The 20875-nt window shown below is 72.1% G+C and carries 19 protein-coding genes and 1 pseudogene; 11 read left to right on the top strand and 9 right to left on the bottom strand.

What is annotated here, in order from left to right; all coding sequences use genetic code 11:
* Positions 1–7 precede the first annotated feature (7 nt).
* The 4 genes from FHP29_RS07925 to FHP29_RS07910 all read left to right on the top strand — a co-directional run bounded on the left by FHP29_RS07925 (position 8) and on the right by FHP29_RS07910 (position 4357).
* Entirely contained in the window at positions 8–1582 is a 1575-nt protein-coding gene (locus FHP29_RS07925) for an FMN-binding glutamate synthase family protein (protein WP_139622333.1), read from the top strand.
* Between the two features lie 65 nt (positions 1583–1647).
* A complete protein-coding gene (locus FHP29_RS07920; RefSeq protein WP_139622332.1) occupies positions 1648–2157 on the top strand; it encodes a DUF5994 family protein in 510 nt (169 codons plus the stop codon).
* A gap of 4 nt (positions 2158–2161) precedes the next feature.
* On the top strand, positions 2162–3583 hold the full coding sequence (locus tag FHP29_RS07915) for an NAD(P)/FAD-dependent oxidoreductase (protein WP_139622331.1): 1422 nt from the start codon (positions 2162–2164) through the stop codon (positions 3581–3583).
* An 81-nt stretch (positions 3584–3664) separates the two neighbouring features.
* Positions 3665–4357, top strand: a complete 693-nt coding sequence (locus FHP29_RS07910; protein WP_139622330.1) for an NAD-dependent deacylase — start codon at positions 3665–3667, stop codon at positions 4355–4357.
* 21 nt (positions 4358–4378) lie between these two features.
* Here FHP29_RS07910 and FHP29_RS07905 read toward each other — a convergent pair whose 3' ends face one another.
* On the bottom strand, positions 4379–5149 hold the full coding sequence (locus FHP29_RS07905) for a TetR/AcrR family transcriptional regulator (RefSeq protein ID WP_139622329.1): 771 nt from the start codon (positions 5147–5149) through the stop codon (positions 4379–4381).
* A gap of 133 nt (positions 5150–5282) precedes the next feature.
* Between FHP29_RS07905 and FHP29_RS07900 the strand changes: the two genes are divergently transcribed.
* Positions 5283–7442: an MMPL family transporter gene (locus FHP29_RS07900; RefSeq protein WP_139622328.1), complete on the top strand. Its 2160-nt coding sequence runs from the start codon at positions 5283–5285 to the stop codon at positions 7440–7442.
* Positions 7443–7548: 106 nt separating this feature from the next.
* Positions 7549–8187 (top strand): response regulator, encoded by a 639-nt coding sequence (locus FHP29_RS07895; RefSeq protein WP_139622327.1) that lies wholly within the window; start codon positions 7549–7551, stop codon positions 8185–8187.
* Here the strand turns inward: FHP29_RS07895 and FHP29_RS07890 are convergent.
* The 4 genes from FHP29_RS07890 to FHP29_RS07875 form a co-directional block, all read right to left on the bottom strand.
* Positions 8150–10330 (bottom strand): sensor histidine kinase, encoded by a 2181-nt coding sequence (locus FHP29_RS07890; RefSeq protein WP_139622326.1) that lies wholly within the window; start codon positions 10328–10330, stop codon positions 8150–8152. The genes FHP29_RS07895 and FHP29_RS07890 overlap by 38 nt on opposite strands.
* 149 nt (positions 10331–10479) lie before the next feature.
* Positions 10480–11232 carry an ABC transporter permease gene (locus FHP29_RS07885; RefSeq protein ID WP_139622325.1) on the bottom strand — a complete coding sequence of 251 codons (753 nt, stop codon included), beginning with the start codon at positions 11230–11232 and terminating at the stop codon, positions 10480–10482.
* Positions 11229–12215, bottom strand: a complete 987-nt coding sequence (locus FHP29_RS07880; RefSeq protein ID WP_139622324.1) for an ATP-binding cassette domain-containing protein — start codon at positions 12213–12215, stop codon at positions 11229–11231. Before FHP29_RS07880 ends, FHP29_RS07885 begins: the two co-directional genes overlap by 4 nt.
* 134 nt (positions 12216–12349) lie before the next feature.
* Positions 12350–12979 carry a PadR family transcriptional regulator gene (locus FHP29_RS07875; protein WP_240044385.1) on the bottom strand — a complete coding sequence of 210 codons (630 nt, stop codon included), beginning with the start codon at positions 12977–12979 and terminating at the stop codon, positions 12350–12352.
* Between the two features lie 210 nt (positions 12980–13189).
* Here FHP29_RS07875 and FHP29_RS07870 point away from each other — a divergent pair, with 210 nt between their 5' ends.
* From FHP29_RS07870 to thpR, 3 genes are all read left to right on the top strand, one after another.
* Positions 13190–14335: an acyl-CoA dehydrogenase family protein gene (locus FHP29_RS07870; protein WP_139622323.1), complete on the top strand. Its 1146-nt coding sequence runs from the start codon at positions 13190–13192 to the stop codon at positions 14333–14335.
* A gap of 116 nt (positions 14336–14451) precedes the next feature.
* Positions 14452–15198 (top strand): VIT1/CCC1 transporter family protein, encoded by a 747-nt coding sequence (locus FHP29_RS07865; protein ID WP_420813397.1) that lies wholly within the window; start codon positions 14452–14454, stop codon positions 15196–15198.
* An 8-nt stretch (positions 15199–15206) separates the two neighbouring features.
* On the top strand, positions 15207–15767 hold the full coding sequence (thpR, locus tag FHP29_RS07860; RefSeq protein WP_139622322.1) for an RNA 2',3'-cyclic phosphodiesterase: 561 nt from the start codon (positions 15207–15209) through the stop codon (positions 15765–15767).
* A 67-nt stretch (positions 15768–15834) separates the two neighbouring features.
* Here the strand turns inward: thpR and pntB are convergent, their stop codons facing one another.
* The 3 genes from pntB to upp form a co-directional block, all read right to left on the bottom strand.
* Complete coding sequence (pntB, locus tag FHP29_RS07855) at positions 15835–17268, bottom strand: Re/Si-specific NAD(P)(+) transhydrogenase subunit beta (RefSeq protein WP_139622321.1); 1434 nt, start codon at positions 17266–17268, stop codon at positions 15835–15837.
* A gap of 3 nt (positions 17269–17271) precedes the next feature.
* The gene (locus FHP29_RS07850) at positions 17272–18819 is read right to left on the bottom strand and encodes a Re/Si-specific NAD(P)(+) transhydrogenase subunit alpha (protein WP_139622320.1); all 1548 of its coding nucleotides are present in this window, start codon (positions 18817–18819) and stop codon (positions 17272–17274) included.
* A 128-nt stretch (positions 18820–18947) separates the two neighbouring features.
* Positions 18948–19592, bottom strand: a complete 645-nt coding sequence (gene upp, locus FHP29_RS07845; RefSeq protein WP_139622319.1) for a uracil phosphoribosyltransferase — start codon at positions 19590–19592, stop codon at positions 18948–18950.
* A 72-nt stretch (positions 19593–19664) separates the two neighbouring features.
* Between upp and FHP29_RS07840 the strand changes: the two genes are divergently transcribed.
* Both FHP29_RS07840 and FHP29_RS07835 read left to right on the top strand, forming a co-directional pair.
* Positions 19665–20159, top strand: coding sequence for a tRNA adenosine deaminase-associated protein (locus FHP29_RS07840; protein ID WP_139622318.1), 495 nt, complete (start codon positions 19665–19667; stop codon positions 20157–20159).
* Positions 20160–20253: 94 nt separating this feature from the next.
* Positions 20254–20688 carry a nucleoside deaminase gene (locus FHP29_RS07835; protein WP_139622475.1) on the top strand — a complete coding sequence of 145 codons (435 nt, stop codon included), beginning with the start codon at positions 20254–20256 and terminating at the stop codon, positions 20686–20688.
* Between the two features lie 10 nt (positions 20689–20698).
* On the opposite strand, the pseudogene FHP29_RS22605 reads toward FHP29_RS07835, so the two are convergent.
* Positions 20699–20875, bottom strand: a pseudogene (locus FHP29_RS22605) (keto-deoxy-phosphogluconate aldolase); the annotation flags it as partial.

The following is a 20875-nucleotide window of genomic DNA, read 5'->3' as shown; positions in this document are numbered from 1 at the left end:
CAAGCCCATGAACCGATGGGCGCGGGCGATCCCGGCCGCCGCACTCGCCGGCATCGCCGGGCTGGCGGCGCGCGACCTGCGCCAGCGGCAGCACGCGCTGCTCCGCAACTTCCCGGTGCTGGGCCACGCGCGCTATCTGCTGGAGGCCGTCGGTCCCGAGCTGCGGCAGTACATCGTCGCCGGCAACGACGAGGAGCGGCCGTTCTCCCGCGACCAGCGACGCTGGATCTACGCCTCGGCGAAGCTCGAGAACAACTACTTCGGCTTCGGCACCGACAACGACGTCGAGCACACCGAGGGCTACACGATCATCAAGCACCGCACCTTCGGCGACACCGCTCCGCCGTCGGGCTCCCACGCGGGGGAGGAGACGCCGCTGCCGTGCGCCAAGGTCGTGGGCGCGGCCCGCGGACGAAGGGGCGCGTTCCGGCCCGCGTCGCTGGTCAACATCTCCGCGATGAGCTTCGGCTCGCTCTCGCACACCGCCATCGAGGCCCTCAACCGGGGAGCCGCCCTGGCGGGCTGCCTGCACAACACCGGTGAGGGCGGCCTGTCGCCGTACCACCGCAACGGTGGAGAGCTGGTGCTGCAGATCGGGACCGGCTACTTCGGCTGCCGCGACAGTCGCGGGCGCTTCGACCTCGACCGGCTCAAGGACGTGGTCGCCGGGGCCCCGGTGCGCGCGATCGAGATCAAGCTCAGCCAGGGCGCGAAGCCGGGTCTCGGCGGGCTCCTGCCGGGCGCGAAGGTGACGGCGGAGATCGCGGAGATCCGCGGCGTGGAGGAGGGCAAGGACTGCGTGAGCCCGTCGCGGCACGCGGAGTTCTCCGACGTGGACAGCCTCCTCGACTGGGTCGAGCTCCTGGCGGACGCGACCGGGCTTCCGGTGGGGATCAAGGCGGCCGTGGGGGTGATGGACTTCTGGGACGACCTCGTCGCCGCCATGGCCCGCGGTGACCGCGGCGTCGACTTCGTCACCGTGGACGGCGGCGAGGGCGGCACGGGCGCGGCGCCGATGATCTTCAGCGACTCCGTCTCGCTGCCCTTCCGGTTCGGCTTCCCTCGCGTGTACGCCGCGTTCGCGCGCGCCGGCCTCGCCGACGACGTGGCCTTCGTCGGCTCCGGCAAGCTCGGCCTGCCCGACAACGCGATCGTCGCGCTCGCGCTCGGCTGCGACCTGGTCAACGTCGGTCGCGAGGCGATGCTGTCGATCGGCTGCATCCAGGCGCAGAAGTGCCACACCGACACCTGTCCCACGGGGGTCGCGACCCAGAACCCCTGGCTGGCGCACGGGCTGGACCCGGCGCTGAAGGCGGTGCGCTACGCCAACTACGTGAAGACGCTGCGCCGCGACCTGCTCAAGGTCAGCGAGACCTGCGGCGTGGTGCACCCCGGCCTGATCGACGCCGGCGACATCGAGATCCTCTTCGCGCAGCGCGAGACGCTCTCGCTGCGCGAGCTGGTCGGCTACCAGCCGGGCTGGGGCAGCGTGTGCGAGCGCGACCGCGAGGCCATCACCGCGCTGATGGCCGGTGCTCCCACCGGCGGCTCGCGGCCGGAGTCGCCGACCGCGACCGGCTGAGACCGGTCCGGGATCGCGGTGCGCGCGGCTAGGGTGGCGACAAGGGTCCGATCGGAAGGGGCGTCATGACATTGCGCCTGAGGATGGGACGCGCCGGGGGCGCCGACCGTCTCGACGGCGGCTGGTGGCCGCGGAGCCGCGATCTGGCCGTGGAGCTGGCCGATCTGGTCGATCACTTCCCCGCCGAGCATGGCCGGATCGTCCGCGCGCTCGTCTTCACGGCGGACTGGGACGCGCCCCCGCCGGACCGGGTGCCGGTCGCCGGCGGCAGCGTCGAGGCCGGACCGCTCGACGCGGACCTGCCGCACACCATCGAGCTGACCACCGCGGACGGCAGCGTCCTGCGGGTGCTCGTCGTCCCTCCCGACCTCAGCGAGGACCAGGGCGACGAGGCCCTCCTGGCCGCCGCCACGCCCGGCAACGCCCACTCCGCGACGGACCTGCTCGCCCTCGTGACCGAGCATCCCGACGTCGACCCGGCCGACCACTGGACCGACGACGGCGGGTCGTGGTGGGGCGAGCGCCGGGCGCCGTCCTTCCGCACGACACCGGAGGCCGACGGTCTGTCAGGGTAGGCCCGTGGCAACCACCGTCCGCGGGACCGTCTTCTCCCGCACGCCCGTCGCCCCGGCCGTCGTCGACCATGCGCTCGCAGGCGTGCGGGACGGCTGCTTCTGGATCGAGGACCTCGGCGAGCGGGCGGCGTACCCCTCCCTCACCCGCTCGATCGACACCGACCTGCTGGTCGTCGGCGGCGGCTACACCGGGCTGTGGACCGCCGTGCTGGCCAAGCAGCGCGAGCCCGACCGGCGGGTGGTCCTGCTCGAGGCCCAGCGGATCGGCTGGGCGGCCTCGGGGCGCAACGGCGGGTTCTGCGCGGCCAGCATCACCCACGGCGAGGAGAACGGCCGGTCCCGCTGGCCCGACCAGTACGACGAGCTCGAGCGGCTCGGCACCGCCAACCTGGCGGCGATCGAGGCGACGGTCGCGGAGTTCGCGATGGACTGCGACTTCGAGCGCACCGGCGAGCTGGACGTGGCGATCGAGCCCCACCAGGTCGCGGCACTGAGGGAGAGCGGAGCGGAGGTCATCGGGGGCGACGCGCTGCGCGCGCTGGTCGACAGCCCGACCTACCTCGCCGGCGTCCTCGACCCCGACGTCGCGCTGGTCCACCCGGCCAAGCTGGCCACCGAGCTGGCCCGCGTCGCCGTCGACCTCGGCGTCGAGATCTTCGAGAGCACCCGTGCCACCGGCATCTCGGGCGACGGCAGGCAGGGCCCGGTCCGGGTCACCACGACCGGCGGCACCGTGAGCGCCCGTCGCGTCGCCCTCGCCACCAATGTGTTCCCGAGCCTGCTGGCGCGCTACCGGATGCACACGGTGCCGGTCTACGACCACGTCCTCATGACCGAGCCGCTCACCGCGGAGCAGCTCGCCTCCGTCGGCTGGGAGGGCCGCCAGGGCGTCGGCGACATGGCCAACCAGTTCCACTACTACCGGCTCAGCCGCGACAACCGGATCCTGTGGGGCGGATACGACGCCGTCTACCACTTCGGCCGCAAGGTGCGCCCGGCCTATGAGCGGCGCCCCGAGACCTACCGACGCCTTGCGGAGCACTTCCTCACGACCTTCCCCCAGCTGGAGGGCCTGCGGTTCAGCCACCAGTGGGCCGGCGCGATCGACACCTCGACCCGCTTCTGCGCCTTCCACGGGCGGGCCATGAACGGCCGGGTCGCCCACACCGCAGGCTTCACCGGCCTCGGGGTGGGGGCCTCCCGCTTCGCGGCCGACGTGATGCTCGACCGCCTCGCCGGGCTGGACACCGAGCGCACCCGCCTCGACATGGTGCGCCGGATGCCGGTCCCCTTCCCTCCGGAGCCGATCGCCTCCATCGGCATCCAGGCCACCCGGTGGTCCCTGGACCGGGCCGATCAGCGGGGAGGCCGCCGCAACGCCTGGCTGCGCACCCTCGACGCGCTCGGTCTGGGATTCGACTCCTGAGTGGTGCGGCGCCCGCCGCGCCCCGGGCTCGCGTGATGGCCGGGTGACGGCGGTCACCCTCGTGGCAGGTAGCCTCCCAGCGTGCCTCAGATCGTCGTCCTGACCGGTGCCGGCATCTCCGCCGAGAGCGGCGTGCCGACGTTCCGCGACGAGGACGGTCTCTGGGAGGGCCACCGGGTCGACGACGTCGCGACGCCGGAGGGCTTCGAGCGCGATCGCGCGATGGTGCAGCGCTTCTACGACGAGCGACGGGCCGCGCTCGCCAAGGTCGAGCCGAACGCCGCGCACCGGGCCCTGGCCGAGCTCGAGGAGAGCCTGGGCTCGGCGTTGCTGGTGGTCACCCAGAACATCGACGATCTCCACGAGCGGGCCGGGTCGCGCCATGTCGTCCACATGCACGGCGAGCTGCTGAAGGCGCTGTGCCGGTCCTGCGGAGGCACCTTCCCGTGGACCGGCGCCCTGAGCGACGAGCCGGCCTGCCCGGGCTGCGGGGTCCACGATCTGCGACCCGACGTCGTGTGGTTCGGCGAGGTCCCCTACGAGATGGACCGGATCGCGGACGCGCTCGCCGAGGCGAGCATGTTCGTCTCGATCGGTACGTCGGGCGCGGTCTACCCGGCGGCCGGCTTCGTCCAGCACGCTCGCCGCCACGGTGCCCGCACCCTCGAGCTCAACCTCGAGCCGAGCGAGGGCAGCCACTTCTTCCACGAGGCGCGACAGGGCCGGGCCGGCGATCTGGTGCCGGTGTGGGCCCGCGAGGTGCTCTGGTCCTGAGCGGCCCGGCTCAGCTCAGGCTCAGCTCGGGCCCGGCACGGCCAGCTCCTCGTCGAGGATCCGGACGATCCGCGGGCGCTCGTGTTGCAGGCCGAGCGGCTCGAGCCAGTCGAGCAGGGTGGCGCGGAAGAGCTGGCCGGACTCGATCACGCGCGGGTCGCAGTGCCCCGTGGACTCCAGCGTGACGACGCCGTACAGCGCCGACCAGGCGCGCATGTAGACCCACAGCAGGCCGCGGTCCTCGGTAGGGATGTGCTCGGCCTTGGCCGGGATCAGCGGGTCGAGGACCGCCTCGCGCACGACCGGGTCGAGCTCGTCGAGCGACGGGAAGGGGAACTGGTAGATCTCCCAGATCTGCCAGAGCAGGTCGGTGAAGTAATGGCCCGAGGTCGACAGGGTGAGCAGCTCGCGTCGATCGCTGTCCCCCTCGGCGATCGGGTTGGCGAAGACGAGGGCGAACTCCCGGGGCTTCGCCAGCGCCCACTGCCGGAAGCGTGCGCAGGCGACCGCGAGCCGCGCGGCCGGGTCGTCCTCGGGGAAGCGGGAGGCCGCCTCGGCCCACTCGGCCGTCGCCGCCTTGTCGAGCTCGAAGGCGACGAGGTCGACGAGCTGCTGGTAGTTCGCGACGTAGCGGTAGAGCGCCGGCGCGGTCATCCCCATCCCCGCGGCGACCGCGCGCAGGGACAGATCGGCCCCCTCCGCGAGCAGGCGGGCGGAGACCTCCACGATCTCGTCGTACGTCGCCTCGCGCTGGCGTTCCCTGCGGGTGGTGGGTGCGCGGAGATGCGGCACGGGACTCCTCGAGATCGACCCGGTCAGCCGGGTGAACACTTGACGGCAGCAGTTTACACTGTTTACCGTTTACGCCGTAAACTAAACTGACGGAGGTTCACGCGAGTACACGCGGCCTTCGGGAGGAGTCGTCATGATCGAGCGATGGGGTGCCCTGGTCGTGCGCCGGGCCGTGGCGGTGCTGCTGGTCGGGCTCGGGGTGACCGCGCTCGCCGCGCTCGCCGGCATCGGCCTCGAGGACAAGCTCGCGGCGGGCGGGTTCGACGACCCCGGCACCGAGTCCGCTCGGGAGCTGGCCCTCGAGCGGTCGACCTTCGGCAACCGCTCGATCGACGCGATCGTGATCTTCTCCAGCGAGGACGAGATGGCCGACGACCCGGCCTTCCGGGCCGAGGTCCGGCGCACGGTCGCCGCCATCCCGCAGGAAAGCGTCGTCTCCGTCCTGACCTGGTACGACGTCGCCGACCCCGCGATGGTCAGCAAGGACGGTCACGCGACCGCCGTCTACGTCTCGCTCGCCGGCGAGAGCCAGAACGACTTCATCGACTCCTTCGACCGGCTCCGTCCGGCCGTCGGCGCGAGCTCGCTGGACACCGACCTCGCCGGACCGTACGCGGTCTACACCGACGTCAACGAGGAGACGAAGTCCGACCTCCTGCGCGCGGAGATCGTGTCGATGCCGATCGTGCTGCTCCTGTCGCTCGTCATCTTCCGCAGCGTCGTCGCGGCGCTGATGCCGGTGCTCGTCGGCCTGGTCGCCGTGCTCGGGGCTCGCGCGACCATCGCGGGTCTCAACCAGCTCGTCGACGTCTCGATCTTCGCGCCCAACATCATCACCCTGCTGGGCCTGGGCCTGGCCATCGACTACGCCCTCTTCGTGGTCTCCCGCTTCCGCGAGGAGATCGACCGCGATCCCGGCGACACCCGTGGCGCGGTGGTCCGGACCATGGCCACTGCCGGACGCACCGTCGCCTTCTCCGCCCTCACCGTCGCGGCCGCGATGAGCTCGCTGCTGGTGTTCCCCCAGACGTTCCTCAAGTCGATCGGGTACGGCGGCATCGCGGCCGTGCTGATCGCGATGCTCGCCGCGCTCACCGTCCTGCCCGCGGTCCTGGCCCTGCTCGGCACCCGCATCGACGCGGTCCGGATCCCCTTCCTGCAGCGGGCCACGCCGGTCGAGACCGGCCACGGCGCGTGGGCCCGACTGGCGCGCGCGGTGATGCGCCGCCCGGTCTTGGTCGCCGCCGCCGTGGTCGTGGTGCTGCTCGCCGTGGCGTCGCCGTTCCTCGGCGTGAAGTGGGGCAGCGTCGACTACCGCGTGCTGCCCGCGGACACCCCCTCCCACCAGGCCTCCGAGCGGCTGAACGCGGAGTTCGGCCCGGAGCGCTCGACCGCCAACATCCTGGTGCGCGGCGCGGACGAGGCCGGCCTGACGTCGTACACGCAAGCGCTGGACGACGTCCCCGGTGTGGTCGACGTCCGGCCGGTGGCGAGCGAGGGCGACACCACGCTGCTGCGCGCGGCGTGGGAAGGCAACAGCCAGACCGACCACTCCCAGCAGGTCGTCCGCGACCTGCGCGGGGTCGCCGCGCCCGACGGGTCGGACGCCCTCGTGGGTGGCCTGACGGCCGACACCGTCGACCTGGCGAGCTCGGTCGGCGACCACCTCCCGCTGATGGGGGCGATCGTCGTCGGCGTGATGCTGGTGCTGCTCTTCCTGGCCTTCGGGTCGGTGGTGCTGCCCCTGAAGGCCGTGCTGATGAACGCCCTCTCGATCACGGCCTCGTTCGGCGTCGTCACCTGGATCTTCAGCGACGGCCACCTGGCCGGCCTGCTGGGCTTCACCCCCCAGGGCTTCCTCGACCTCACCAACCCGATCGTGATGCTGGCGGTCCTGTTCGGGTTGTCCATGGACTACGAGGTGTTCCTCCTGTCCCGGGTCCGGGAGCAGTGGGACGCGACCGGGGACAACGACCTCGCCGTCCAGACGGGGGTGCAGAAGACCGGCCGGATCATCACCAGCGCCGCGCTCCTGCTCGCGGTCGTGATCGGCGCGTTCAGCCTCAGCGGCGTCGTCTTCATGAAGATGCTCGGCCTCGGGATGCTCGTCGCCATCCTGGTCGACGCGACGGTGGTGCGCGCGCTGCTGGTGCCGGCGACGATGAAGCTGCTCGGGCGCTGGAACTGGTGGGCGCCCGGCCCGCTCGCCCGCTGGTGGGAGCGGCACGGCTTCCGCGAGGACGTCGGGACGCCGGACGCGCCGCGCGTCCCGCAGGACCGCGTGCTGGTCTAGACCTGAGCGTGGATCTCCCCCACCAGGGGAAGTCCGGACAGGGCCGTACGCAAAGAACTCGGGATTCGGCGCCTGCCGCCGCCTGCGTCCGCGAATAATCGCGGCCGTGAGTCGGCTGATCCGTGTCGGGGCGATCGACAATCACCCCGTGGTGCTGCTGGGGCTCGGCGCGGCCTTCGCGGAGACGGCCCCGGACATGCGCCTGGTGGCGATCGCGGGATCGGCCGACGAGCTCCTCGAGCGGGCGCACGACGGGCTCGACGTCGTGCTGCTCGACATGAGGATCCCGGGACAGCCGCCGGCCCACGAGACGGTCGCGACCCTCGTGGAGCACGGACTGGTGGTCGTGCTGTTCACCGCGGAGGAGCGGCCGGTGCCCGTACGACGCGCGATAGGGGCCGGCGCCGCGGGACTCATCCTCAAGGTCGACCCGGTCGAGTCGATCGCGCAGTCGATCCGGGACGCGGTGGCGGGCGACCTGGCCTGCTCCAGCCAGCTGGCGACGATGCTGCTGTCCGACGAGGACGTCGGCACGCGGCTCTCGCCCCGGCAGATCGAGATCCTGCGCGCCGTCAGCGCCGGACTGCCGTACCGCATGGTCGGCCGGCAGCTCGGCATCGGCGAGGTGACGGTGCGCGAGCACCTCGCCCGCGCGGCGAAGGCCTACCGCGAGGGCGGGGTCGAGACCGGCAACGTGCACGGCCTGATCAGCCGGGCGCGAGCAGACGGCCACCTGGACGGTTGACGTCGGGCTCCGCGGCGTCAGCCGTCAGCTCGCCGGGTGGTCCCGAGAACAGCGTGGCGTCGGGGTCGGGGTTCATCACCCAGGTCCGGGGCAGGGCGTCGGCGACGGCCGCCGCCGCAGCCGGCGGGATCGCGGGGACCACGACCAGGCTGGTCTGCAGGTCGGTGCCGGAGACGGTGACCCGGCGCGGCGCGATGGCGCGCAGGACCGCGACGGCGCGGGCGAGGGTGGCGCTGTCGGCGAGGTCCGCGTGCAGCGTGACGACGATGTCCGCGCCGGCCCGACGCAGGTGGCGCAGCTCCTCGCGCAACGCGAGGTGGGCCGGGCCGGGCAGGTAGAGGCAGTCGCGCACGCAGTGCGCCAGCACGCCCGCGTCCGCTGCGGCCTCGGCGCTGGTCGGTGTGGCGAGGGTGCGCTCCACCTCGGGCAGCAGCGGACCGAGGAGGCGGCGCGCGGCGCTGCCGCGGTCGGGTCCGGTCGCGGCGTCGACGCCGGCGAGCACCAGTCCGGCGCGGCGGCAGACGCCGATGATGACCGCGACGAAGAAGGTGTTCAGCGGTTGGACGAACAGCAGGTTGGGCAGCTCGGCGGCGGAGACGCCCGCCTGGATGCCGACGAGGGAGATGACCACGGCGTTGGGCGCCAGCAACAGGGCCACCACCCGCAGCGAGATGGTCCAGGCCAGGACCATCGCCGGGAGGGCGGTGAACTCGACGATCCACGACTCCAGGCCGCCCAGGCCTTCGTGCGACACGGTGGGCAGGACCAGGCCGAGCACGATCGCCGGCGCGACGGCGCCGAGGCCGACGACGCCGGCGGACGCCGGTCCCCGGTCGATCCGCCACCCGAGGCCCACGACGAGGACCGCGACGACGGCCGCGCCCGCCCAGGTGGCCGGCTGGCGCACCCCGTCGGCGGCGAGCAGCAGGCCGGACCCGGCGTACCCGGCCATCAGGACTCCGCAGGCCTGCAGTGCGGCCCGGCCCGGTCGGCCGACCGCAGCCCGGGCGAAGGTGTCGGTGTCGGAGGAGGCGCCGAGGAGCCGCGCGAGCCGGCGGGCGCGCCAGTCGAGGGTCACCCGCGTCCCGGCGCCCGGTGCGCTCTCGACCAGGGCGGTGCCGCCCACGGCCTCGATCCGGCCCGTGACCGCGACCCGCAGCCCCACGCCCGGGGTGACGGCGAAGCCGGCGCCGTCGTCCTCGACCCTGACGCGGGCCCGCCCGGGGCGCTGCGCGACGGTGATCGTCGCGCGGTGCACGCCGCTGTGTCGGGCCACGTTGCGCAGCGCCTCGCGGGTGGCGCCGACGAGAGCGTCCCGCACGTCCTCGGGTACGGCGGCGCGCCGCCCCCGCACGACGAGCAGCACGTCCAGCCCGCTGCTGTCCGCGACCGCCCGGACCTGCTCGACGAGCTGGGCCCGCGACCCGGGCGGTGCCGGCGTGGTGAGCCCGTCGAGCGCGGTGGCCGCGGCCTCCATCGACGGCTCGGCCCGCGGAAGGCCGGCGATCGACAGCAGCGCCGGGACGAGCTCGTCGTGCAGGAACGCGGTGGCATCCATCTCCGCGCGACCGCTCTGCGCCGCCTGTCGTGCGCCCTCGGCCCGCAGGGCCGCCTCGGCCCGCGCGGCCGTGCGGCGCATGAGGCCCACCAGCACGAACACCGCCAGCACCGTGCCCGTGATGAACGCTGCCTCCTGCACGCCGTAGCGCAGCGCGGTCGCATCGCCGCCGGTCTCCCAACGCAGGGCGACGTAGAGGGCGGCGACGGCCAGCACGGTGAGCGCTCGCATCCGCACGGCCACCACGAGCAGCATCGGCTCGGCGAGGTGGATGATCGGGGAGTCCGCCGCACCGACCGGCGGCGTGCTGCCCTGGTGGAGCAACGCTCCCGCCACCATGGCGACCGTGCACAGCGCCACGTCGAGACGGCCGGGCCGGCCCAGGACGCAGTGCACGCCGGCGGTTGCCACGCTGGCGACCACGACCAGGGACAGCAGGACGTCGCCCGCGTCGTACGACGGCCGGGCGGTCAGCGCCGCGACGAAGACGATGGTCTTGGCGAGGATGACCACACCGATCGCGATGTGGAGGCCGCGCTCGACGGAGACGGCGAACGGGCGCGACGGTGCTGCGCTCGGCTCCACCCCGCCGATGCTAGGGGCGGGATCGGGCCCGCGCAGGGCGTCGGCCGTCCTCGGTTCCGCTGGTCACCGGGTGAGGCACGGCTCGATCCGACGGGACCCGGGCACGTGCCGGGTGGCTCGGCGGCGACCTGGCGCGGGCGGCCGCCCGGTCAGGCGTTCTCCCTCTTGAACACCGACGTGCCCCACCACACCGCGAGTCCGAACAGCACCACCGTCCAGCCGACGCCCCACAGCATCGAGGCGTCGAAGTCGCCGAAGAAGGCGGACCGGACGGCGTCGACGACGTGGCGGATCGGCATGAAGTCGCTGGTGCGCTCCAGCCAGCCGGCGCCGAAGCTCATCGGCAGGAGGATGCCGCTGAGCAGCAGCACCGGCATCATCACGACGTTGATGACCGGCGCCATCACGTCCTCGCTCTTGGTGGTGAGGGCCAGCGCGTTCGACGCCGCGGCGCACGCGCCGCCGAGCAGCAGGGTGAGCACGACGCCGACCACGATCCCGCCGAACGAGGCGTCCATGCCCATGATCAGGCCGAGGACCACGAGGATCACCGCCTGCACGAACAGCTGCAGCAGGTCGCGGTAGAGCCGGCCGAACAGCAGCGCGGAGCGGTGTGCGGGGGTGACCCGCTCGGCCTCGATGACACCCTCGCGCCACTCGCCGATGAGGGAGAATCCGGCGAAGAAGGCGCCGAAGATGCCGAGCTGGACCAGCATGCCCGGCACGAACCAGGTGTACTTGTTGCCGCCGAGCTGGGCGATGACCGGCTCGAGCAGCGGCCCGAACAGGAGCAGGTAGAGCACCGGCTGCAGCATCCCGATGATCACCCAGGCCGGGTTGCGCAGGTTCATCCGCAGCTGGCGGTTGAACACGATCCAGGACTCGCGCAGGAAGGTCGTCACTCGGGGGCTCCTTCGGTGGTCGCGGCCTCGGCGTCGCGCAGCGAGCGGCCGGTGAGGGTGAGGAAGACGTCGTCGAGGGTGGGGCGGACGACCTCGATGGACTCGAGGGCGACGCCGGAGCCCTCCAGGTCGCGCAGCAGGCCGGGGACGGCCTTGCCCGCGCGGGTCACCCGGCCGCGGACGTGGTGGCCCTCGACCTCGACGTCGGAGCTGATCGAGGCGAGCTTGTCGCGGGCGGTGGCGACCTGCTCGTCGGTGGAGACCTCGAGGTCGACGAGGTCGCCGGCGACCGCCGCCTTGAGGTTGTCGGCGGTGTCGCTGGCGACGAGCTCGCCCTTGTCGATGATCACGATGCGGTCGGCGAGCGCGTCGGCCTCGTCGAGGTAGTGGGTGGTGAGGAAGACGGTCGCGCCCTCCTTGGCCCGCAGGTCGGCGATGTGCTGCCACAGGTTGATCCGCGCCTGCGGGTCGAGTCCGGTGGTCGGCTCGTCGAGGAACACCAGGCCGGGGGAGTGGATGAGCGCCATCGCGATGTCGAGGCGCCGCTTCTGCCCGCCGGACATGTTCTTCGGCATCCGCCGCCACAGGCCGTCGAGCTGCAGCTTCTCGAAGAGCTCGTGGCCCTTGGCGACGGCCGCCCTCCTCGGCATCCCGTAGAGCATCCCGTGGTCGACGACCTCGTCCCCGGCGTAGGCGCCGGAGAAGGTCGAGCCGACCTGCGAGCAGTAGCCGATGCTGCGGCGTACGTCGACCGCCTGGGTCGCGACGTCGAAGCCGGCCACGGTCGCCGTGCCCGCCGTCGGCCGGAGCAGCGTGGTCAGCATCCGCAGCGTCGTCGTCTTGCCGGCGCCGTTGGGGCCGAGGAAGCCGACGACCTCGCCCTCCGCGACGTCGAGGTCGACGCCGCGCACGGCGTGGACCTCCTTGCGCTGCTTGCCCCGTCCGCTGTGGAAGGTCTGCACGAGTCCTCGCGCCCGGATCATGGTCGAATCCCCTCGTAGTCAAGGTTGAACAGTGGCCAGTATTCAAACTTGAACACCGCATGTCAAACGTGCCGCCCCGGAGAGACGACAGCACCGACCGCCGACATTCATCGGTGGCCGGGACGGGCCCGGACTCAGCCTCGGAGGAGGGCCCGGTAGCGCTCGCGGTCGGCGTTCATCTGCCAACCCGGGTCGTCCGCCGGCGGGGTCCAGGTCGACGCGTCGAGGGCGAGCCGGCCGGCCTTCATCTCCTCGATCGACTCGCGCAGCCAGGCGAGCTCCGCGGTGGCGAGGTCGAGCCAGAGCATGACGGTGCGCAGGGCGTGCGGCGGCGCGTCGCCGGGGGCGGGCGGCTGCGCGAGGCGGGCGACGAGCTCCTCGAGCGCCACCCGGCGCCGTACCAGCGAGCGCAGCGCCTGATCCTCGGGGACCAGGGGCAGCAGGCCGAACGCCGCGCTGAACCCCTTGCGGTCCACGACGCTGACCTCCTCGAGGCCGGCGGTCACCAGCCGCTCCAGCTCGCTGCGCCCCTGCGCCGTCGACTCGTAGACGGCCACCTCCCGCCCGCCGTCGTCGAGGTCGTGACGCACGATGAAGCCCTGCTTGGTCAGCGTGGCCAGACCGCTGTAGATCGAGCCCGGGTTCAGGTGGGCCCAGTCGTCCACGCTCCACGACAGCAGCTCGCGGCGGATCTGGTAGCCGTTGACCGGCTCGAACAACGCGACGGCCCCCAACAGCAGCATCCGGGTGTCGTGGGCGGCCATGGGCCGAGTCTAGGGAGGGAATGCCCCGTGTGGCTGCCGGCGCTGCACGCCGTCCTCCTCGCCGTCGCGGCGCTCGCACAGGGCTGGTCCTGGCCGGCCTGCTCATGCCGAAGCGGGTCGTGCCGGCGGGCGCCTGACCAACCCGCGGGGCCGCGTTGTTGTGCCCGGGGACAACGACCGCGCAAGTGACCCGCGAGTAGAGTCCGAGCCATGAAGCGTGAGATCTACGACGAGGACCACGAGGCCTTCCGCGCATCCGTCAAGGAGTTCGTGGACCGTTCCGTGCTGCCCCACACCGAGGAGCACATCAAGGCCAAGGCGCTGCCGCGCGAGTTCTGGCTCGAGGCCGGCAAGCAGGGCCTGCTCGGCCTGTGCATCCCCGAGGAGTACGGCGGCTCCGACGCCGGCGACTACCGGTTCAACGCCGTCCTGCAGGAGGAGCTCTCCAAGGTCGGTGCGGCGTACCCCACCTGTCACGGCATCCACGCCGACATCACGGCGCCGTACATCGTGGAGCTCGGCACCGAGGAGCAGAAGCAGCGCTGGCTCCCGGGTGTCGCGTCCGGTGAGATCCTGCTCGGCATCGGCATGACCGAGCCGGGGGGCGGCTCCGACCTCGCGGCGCTGAAGACCACCGCCGTCCGCGACGGCGACTCGTGGATCATCAACGGCTCGAAGACCTTCATCACCAACGGCTACTCCGGCGACCTCTTCGTCACCGCCGTGCGCACCGACCCGGAGAAGGGGCCCAAGGGGATCACCCTCTTCGGCATCGAGGCCACCCAGGAGGGCTTCTCGCGCGGCCGCAAGCTCGACAAGGTCGGCATGGAGGAGTCCGACACGGCCGAGCTGTTCTTCGAGAACGTCCGGGTCACCGACGCCGAGATCATCGGCGAGCTCAACATGGGCTTCATCCACATGATGGAGAAGCTCCCGCAGGAGCGGCTCGGCTGCGCGGTGTCCAACGTCGCCCACGCCAAGCAGATCCTGCTCGAGACCATCGACTACGCCAAGGAGCGCCAGGCCTTCGGGGCGCCGATCGGCACCTTCCAGCACAACAAGTTCCTGCTCGCCGACCTCGTCACCCGCATCGAGGCGGCCGAGGCGTACATCGACAAGTGCGTCCTCAACCACTCGCAGAAGACGCTCACCGCGATCGACGCTGCGAAGGCCAAGTGGTTCTCCTCGCAGGTGCAGTCCGAGGTCCTCGACCACTGCGTCCAGTTGCACGGCGGCTACGGCTTCATGAACGAGTACCGCGTCGCCCGCGCCTGGCGCGACGCCCGGGTCACCAAGATCTGGGCCGGCTCGAACGAGATCATGAAGGAGCTCATCGGGCGCGATCTCGGGCTCTGAGTCTCCTGCGCTTGTCAGGGGTGTTGCCACCCCTGACAAGCGCGGGAACCGCCCCGCTGAACCGCCGCCTCCGAATGTGATCGCGCGCCCTGCCCCGCGTCGGGGATCATGGAGGGGTGACCGGAGTGGATGAGCAGGCAGGAGCACCGGACGAGGCGATCGGACCCCACGCGGACGAGCCCCACCAGGAGGGCTTCAACGACCGGCTCAACTGGCTGCGCGCGGGGGTGCTCGGCGCCAACGACGGCATCGTGTCGACGGCGGGCATCGTCCTCGGCGTCGCGGGCGCGACCAGCGACCGCACGGCGATCCTGGTCGCCGGCATCGCCGGGCTGGCCGCGGGCGCGATGAGCATGGCGGCCGGCGAGTACGTCTCGGTCAGCACCCAGCGCGACTCCGAGGAGGCACTGCTGGCCAAGGAGAGCCGCGAGCTGCGCGACGAGCCCGAGGACGAGCTCGCCGAGCTCGCCGGACTGTACGTCGACAAGGGGCTCGATCCCGACCTGGCGCTCCAGGTCGCCGAGCAGCTCACCGCGAAGGACGCGCTCGCCGCGCACGCCGAGATCGAGCTGGGCATCGACCCCGACGACCTCACCAGCCCGTGGAACGCCGCGCTGGCCTCGATGCTGTCGTTCACGCTCGGCGCCCTGCTCCCGCTGCTGACCATCGTGCTGGTGGCGGCCGAGGTCCGGGTCGCGGTCACCGTGGTCGCCGTGGTCGCGGCGCTCATGCTGACCGGGTGGCTCAGCGCGCGGTTCGGCTACGGCTCGCCCAGCCGCGCCGTCATCCGCAACGTGATCGGCGGCCTGCTGGCGATGGCTGTCACCTACGGCATCGGCCAGCTGGTCGGCACCCAGGTCTGAGCCGGCCGATGCGTCTGTTCACGGCCGTCGTGCCGCCGCCCGAGGCGATCGAGCACCTCGACGCCTTCCTCGACTCGCGCCGCTCCTCCGCGCCCTTCCGCTGGACCCGGCCCGAGCACCTGCACATCACCCTCGCGTTCATGGCCGACGCCGACGAGCACCGCGTCGAGGCGTACGTCGACCGTCTGGCCGAGTCCCTCGACGGTCTCGAGCCGGTGGAGCTGTCGTTGTCCGGCGCGGTGGTCTTCCCGAACGTCGCCGAGGCCCGGGTGCTCGCGACCGGCATCGCCGGCATGGCCGACGGCGACGTCCTCGCGACCCTGTCCCTGCGGGCCCGCAACGCCGCGGTCGCCTGCGGCATCGAGGTCGACGGGCAGCGCTTCCGGCCGCACGTCACCGTCGCCCGCACCGGCGGGCGGCCCACCGAGATGACCCGCTGGGTCCGGCTCCTGGACACCTACGCCGGCCCGTCCTGGCCCCTCGCGTCCGTGCAGGTGATCGCGTCCCACCTGGGTGAGGGACCGCGTCGCAGTCCCCGCTACGAGACGCTCGCCGAGATCCTGCTCTGATCCGGGCCGAGACGCCGAAGGGCCGGGCCCGCCGCAGCGGACCCGGCCCTTCGGCGTACAGCGCGGATCAGTTGAGGTGGTGCACGATCTCCTCGACCTTGTCCTTCGCGTCGCCGAACAGCATCTGGGTGTTCTCGCGGAAGAACAGCGGGTTCTGCACCCCGGCGTACCCGGCGGCCATGGAGCGCTTGAAGACGATGACGTCCTTGGCGTTCCAGACCTCGAGGACCGGCATGCCGGCGATGGGGGAGGTCGGGTCCTCGGCCGCGGCCGGGTTGACCGTGTCGTTGGCGCCGATGACCAGGACGACGTCGGTCTCGGGGAGGTCGTCGTTGATCTCGTCCATCTCGAGCACGATGTCGTAGGGCACCTTGGCCTCGGCGAGCAGCACGTTCATGTGCCCGGGCAGTCGGCCGGCGACGGGGTGGATGCCGAAGCGGACGTCGACGCCCTTGGCCCGCAGCTTGGCGGTGAGGTCGGCGACCGGGTACTGCGCCTGCGCCACCGCCATGCCGTAGCCGGGGGTGATGACCACCGACGACGCGCCGGCGAGGAGCTCGGCGGCGGCCTCGGCCTGGATCTCGCGGTGCTCGCCGTAGTCCTTGTCGTCGCCCGCCGGAGCCTCGATGCCGAAGCCGCCGGCGATGACGGAGATGAACGAGCGGTTCATCGCCTTGCACATGATGTAGGACAGGTACGCACCGGAGGAGCCGACGAGGGCGCCAGTGACGATGAGCAGGTCGTTGCCGAGCAGGAAGCCCGACGCGGCCGCGGCCCATCCGGAGTAGGAGTTGAGCATCGACACCACGACCGGCATGTCGCCGCCGCCGATGGAGGCGACCAGGTGCCAGCCCAGCGCCAGGGCGAGGATGGTCAGGACGCCCAGCAGGAGGTCGGCCGAGGTGTTGTCGTGGGTGTCGAGCGAGACATAGATCGCCGTGAGGATCGCGAACAGCACCAGCGAACCGACGTTGATGAGGTTCTTGCCCGGCAGCATGAGCGGCGCGGACTTCATCTTGGCCGACAGCTTCAGGTTGGCCACGATCGAGCCCGTGAAGGTGACGGCACCGATGAAGATGCCGATCGCGACCTCGGCCTCGTGGATGTTGACCAGGCTGTCCATCGACTCGTGCGAGCCCAGGATGTGACCGTTCCAGCCGATGAGGACCGCGGCGAGACCCACGAACGAGTGCAGGGCCGCGATCAGCTCGGGCATGCCGGTCATCTCGACGATCCGCGCGCGCCACAGGCCGATGACGGCGCCGATCGCGACCGCGGCGAGCATCAGGATGATGACCAGCGCCCGGTCGCCGCCCGTGGGCAGGAACTCGCTGACGTCGATGACGCCCACGACCGTGGCGAGGAGCGCCACGGCCATCCCGACGATGCCGAAGGTCAGGCCGCTGCGGGCCGACTCGTGCCGGGACAGGCCGGCCAGCGAGAGGATGAACAGCAGGGCGGCGACGATGTACGCCGCACCGGTGATCGAGGTGATGTCCATGGATCAGGCTCCCTTGCTGAACATCGCGAGCATGCGGCGCGTGACCGCGAAGCCGCCGAAGACATTGATCGAGGCGAGCAGGATCGCGACCGCCGACATGACGAGCACCAGCTTGTCGGCGGTGGCGACCTGCACGAGCGCACCGACCACGACCACGCCGGAGATCGCGTTGGTCACCGACATCAGCGGCGTGTGCAGCGCGTGCGCGACCTTCCCGATCACGTAGTAGCCGATCACGATCGAGAGCATCAGCACGGTGAAGTGGCGCCGCAGCTCGTCGGTCGGCGCCAGCGCGTTGATGAGCCAGAACAGGCCGATCGCGCCGAGCACGACGGCGACCTTGCCGCCCGGGGTGAGCTGCGCCTTCGGCTCCTTCGCCGGTACGGCGGCGGCGGGCGCCGCGCTGGCCGGGGCCGCGGAGACCTGCACCGCCGGGGGCGGCCAGGTCGACTCGCCGTCACGGACCACCGTGATGCCGCGCTGGACGACGTCGTCGAAGTCCAGCGTCAGCGCGCCGTCCTTCTCCGGGGTCAGCAGCTTGAGGAGGTTGACGATGTTGGTGCCGTACAGCTGCGAGGTCTGCGCGGCGAGCCGGCCGGCGAGGTCGGTGTAGCCGAGGATCGTGACGCCGTTCTCGGTGACGACCCGCTGGTCGGCGACGGTGCCCGCGGCGTTGCCGCCGTTGGCCGCGGCCATGTCGACGATGATCGAGCCGTTGCGCATCCCGGCGACGGTCTCGGCGGTGATCAGCGACGGGGCCGGACGTCCGGGGATGAGCGCGGTGGTGATGACGATGTCGGCGGCGCGCGCCTCCTCGTCGTACATCGCGGCGGTGGCCGCGACCTGCTCGGCGGTCATCTCCTTGGCGTAGCCGTCGGAGGAGACCTCGGCCTCGAACTCGACGTGGACGAACTCCGCGCCCATCGACTCGACCTGCTCGGCCACCTCGGGGCGCACGTCGAACGCGCGCACGACCGCACCCATCGCGGACGCGGCGCCGATCGCGGCCAGGCCGGCGACACCGGCGCCGACGACGAAGACCCGGGCCGGCGGGATCTTGCCCGCGGCGGTGACCTGGCCGGTGAACATCCGGCCGAACTCGTGGGCGGCCTCGACGACCGCGCGGTAGCCCGCGACGTTGGCCATCGAGGACAGCACGTCCATCGACTGCGCACGCGAGATCCGCGGCACCGCGTCCATCGCCAGGGCGGTCACGCCCTGGGTCTGGAGCCGCTCGAGCAGCTCGGGGCTGCGGCCCGGCGCCATCATCGAGATGATCGTGGCGCCGCGACGGAGCCGGCCGATCTCCTCGTCGGTGGGGGCGTTGACCTTGACGACGACGTCGGCGGCCCACACCTCGTCGGCCGTCCCGACCCGCACAGCCGGGTCGTCGAGCGTCGTGAAAGCGCTGTCGGGCTGGTCGGCGAGATCGCCGGCTCCCGACTCGATGACGATCTCGTAGCCGAGCTTGGACAGTTGGGATACGGTCTTCGCAGTCGCCGCAACCAGGGTCTCGCCCTGTTTCGACTCACGCGGGATGCCGATCAGCATCGAGCCTCCAGCCATTCTGTGGACACAGCGCTGGTCAACCTACACACGCCAGGCTGCATCGCGGTTGCCGTCTTACGTGTGACGTACATCTACGCGATGCCCGTCGCGATGAGCGGGACGAGCCCGGGTCAGCCCGCTGCGATGCCGTACATCCGGTCGCCCGCGTCACCGAGGCCGGGGACGATGTAGCCCCTCTCGTTGAGCCGCTCGTCCATCGCGGCCGTCACGACTGTGACCGGGATCTCAAGGTCCGCGAGCTCCTCCTCGAGGCGGGCACAGCCCTCGGGCGCGGCGAGCAGGCAGACCGCGGTGATGTGGTCGGCGCCGCGGTCCACGAGGAACCGGATCGCGGCGGCGAGGGTCCCGCCGGTCGCGAGCATGGGGTCGACCACGTAGCACTGGCGCCCGGACAGGTCCTCGGGCAGACGCTCGGCGTACGTCGTCGCGGCCAGCGTCTCCTCGTCGCGGACCATGCCCAGGAAGCCCACCTCCGCGGTCGGCAGCAGCCGCATCATGCCGTCGAGCATGCCGAGCCCGGCGCGCAGGATGGGCACGACGAGCGGGCGGGGCGTCGCGAGCCGGGTGCCCGTCGTCGGCGCCACCGGGGTCTCGATGTCGGCCGGCTCGACACGGACGTCACGGGTCGCCTCGTAGGCCAGCAGCGTCACCAGCTCGTCGGCCAGCGACCGGAAGGTCGGGGAGTCGGTGTCCTTGTTGCGCAGCACGGTCAGCTTGTGGGCGACGAGCGGGTGGTCGACGACGAGGGTGCGCATGGAGAGCACCCTATTCCTCTGGCCCTGTGATTCCTCTGGCCCTGTGCCCGTTCCCGTGCCACGCTTGACGACATGACCGCTAGCGGCACGGCCATCGAGTCCGTCGACTTCGCGCTCGCCGCCTACCGCGAGGAGGGGGTGTGGCGGGTCGCCGAGCTCACGCCCGACCACGCCACGGACGTCGAGACCCTGGCCGCTGCGCTGCGCCGGTTCCCCGGCGACGGCGGCGCGGTCGGACTGGTCGCGGTCGAGGAGGACTTCTTCTTCGTCGTGCGGGTGGCGGGTCCGCGCACCCGGGTCATGCTCTCCGACGTCACCGCGGCGACCGAGTGGGAGCTGGCGGCCGCCGTCGTCGAGCACCTCGGCCTGCCGACGGTGGAGGACGAGGACGACCCCGAGCCGGCCGGCGACCTCGAGCTGCTCAGCGACCTCGGCGTCAACGCCATGGACCTCGCCGCGATCCTCGACGACGACGAGCTCTACCCCGACGAGATGCTCTCCGAGATCGCTCGCGGGCTCGGCTTCGGCGACCTCTTCGACGACGCCGTCGGCCTCACCTCGGCGTGAGCACCCCACCGAGTTCTTCTCCCCCGCTTCGCTCCGCCGAACAACTCGTCGGGGACCCCGCGTGAGCACCCCGCTCGCCCGCTGGGAGGAGCCGATGCGGGCGGCGCTCGCCGAGGCCTCGGCCGCGCTGTCCTCCGGCGACGTGCCCATCGGAGCCGTCGTCGTGGACCCCGCCGGGGTGGTCGTCGGGACGGGGCGCAACGTCCGCGAGCGTGACGCCGATCCGACCGGCCACGCCGAGGTCGTCGCCCTCCGCGAGGCCGCCGCCGCGCGGGGCGAGTGGCGGCTGACCGGCTGCACCCTCGTCGTCACCCTCGAGCCGTGCACCATGTGCGCCGGCGCCGCCGTGCTCGCCCGCGTGGACCGGGTGGTCTTCGGCGCCTACGACGACAAGGCCGGCGCGGTCGGCTCGCTGTGGGACGTCGTCCGCGACCGGCGGCTCAACCACCGCCCCGAGGTGGTCGCCGGGGTGCTGGCCGACGAGTCCGCTGCCCTGCTCGACGGCTTCTTCGCCGCCCAGCGCGCGTAGTGCCCAGGGACTATCGCAGCGCGGCGGCCTCGGCGGCGAGCCCGCTGATCCGGTCCCAGTCACCCGCGGCGACGGCGTCGGCGGGCGTGATCCACGAGCCGCCGACGCAGCCGACGTTGGGCAGGGCCAAGTAGGACGCGGCTGAGGCGGGGGTGATCCCGCCCGTCGGGCAGAACCGGGCCTGGGG

Origin of the sequence: Nocardioides albidus, from assembly GCF_006335005.1 — a bacterium.
In the GTDB taxonomy this organism is placed as follows: Bacteria; Actinomycetota; Actinomycetes; order Propionibacteriales; family Nocardioidaceae; genus Nocardioides; species Nocardioides albidus.
Note: the sequence above shows the minus strand (reverse complement) of the source record. Positions and strands in the feature narration are given on the sequence as shown.

Excerpts from the sequence above, each read along its gene's own strand:
- FHP29_RS07925 (WP_139622333.1), top strand. The coding sequence starts at position 8 with ATGAACCGATGGGCGCGGGCGATCCCGGCCGCCGCACTCGCCGGCATC.
- FHP29_RS07920 (WP_139622332.1), top strand. The coding sequence starts at position 1,648 with ATGACATTGCGCCTGAGGATGGGACGCGCCGGGGGCGCCGACCGTCTC.
- FHP29_RS07900 (WP_139622328.1), top strand. The coding sequence starts at position 5,283 with ATGATCGAGCGATGGGGTGCCCTGGTCGTGCGCCGGGCCGTGGCGGTG.
- FHP29_RS07880 (WP_139622324.1), bottom strand. The coding sequence starts at position 12,215 with ATGATCCGGGCGCGAGGACTCGTGCAGACCTTCCACAGCGGACGGGGC.
- FHP29_RS07875 (WP_240044385.1), bottom strand. The coding sequence starts at position 12,979 with ATGGCCGCCCACGACACCCGGATGCTGCTGTTGGGGGCCGTCGCGTTG.
- FHP29_RS07870 (WP_139622323.1), top strand. The coding sequence starts at position 13,190 with ATGAAGCGTGAGATCTACGACGAGGACCACGAGGCCTTCCGCGCATCC.
- thpR (WP_139622322.1), top strand. The coding sequence starts at position 15,207 with ATGCGTCTGTTCACGGCCGTCGTGCCGCCGCCCGAGGCGATCGAGCAC.
- pntB (WP_139622321.1), bottom strand. The coding sequence starts at position 17,268 with ATGGACATCACCTCGATCACCGGTGCGGCGTACATCGTCGCCGCCCTG.
- FHP29_RS07850 (WP_139622320.1), bottom strand. The coding sequence starts at position 18,819 with ATGCTGATCGGCATCCCGCGTGAGTCGAAACAGGGCGAGACCCTGGTT.
- upp (WP_139622319.1), bottom strand. The coding sequence starts at position 19,592 with ATGCGCACCCTCGTCGTCGACCACCCGCTCGTCGCCCACAAGCTGACC.
- FHP29_RS07840 (WP_139622318.1), top strand. The coding sequence starts at position 19,665 with ATGACCGCTAGCGGCACGGCCATCGAGTCCGTCGACTTCGCGCTCGCC.
- FHP29_RS07835 (WP_139622475.1), top strand. The coding sequence starts at position 20,254 with ATGCGGGCGGCGCTCGCCGAGGCCTCGGCCGCGCTGTCCTCCGGCGAC.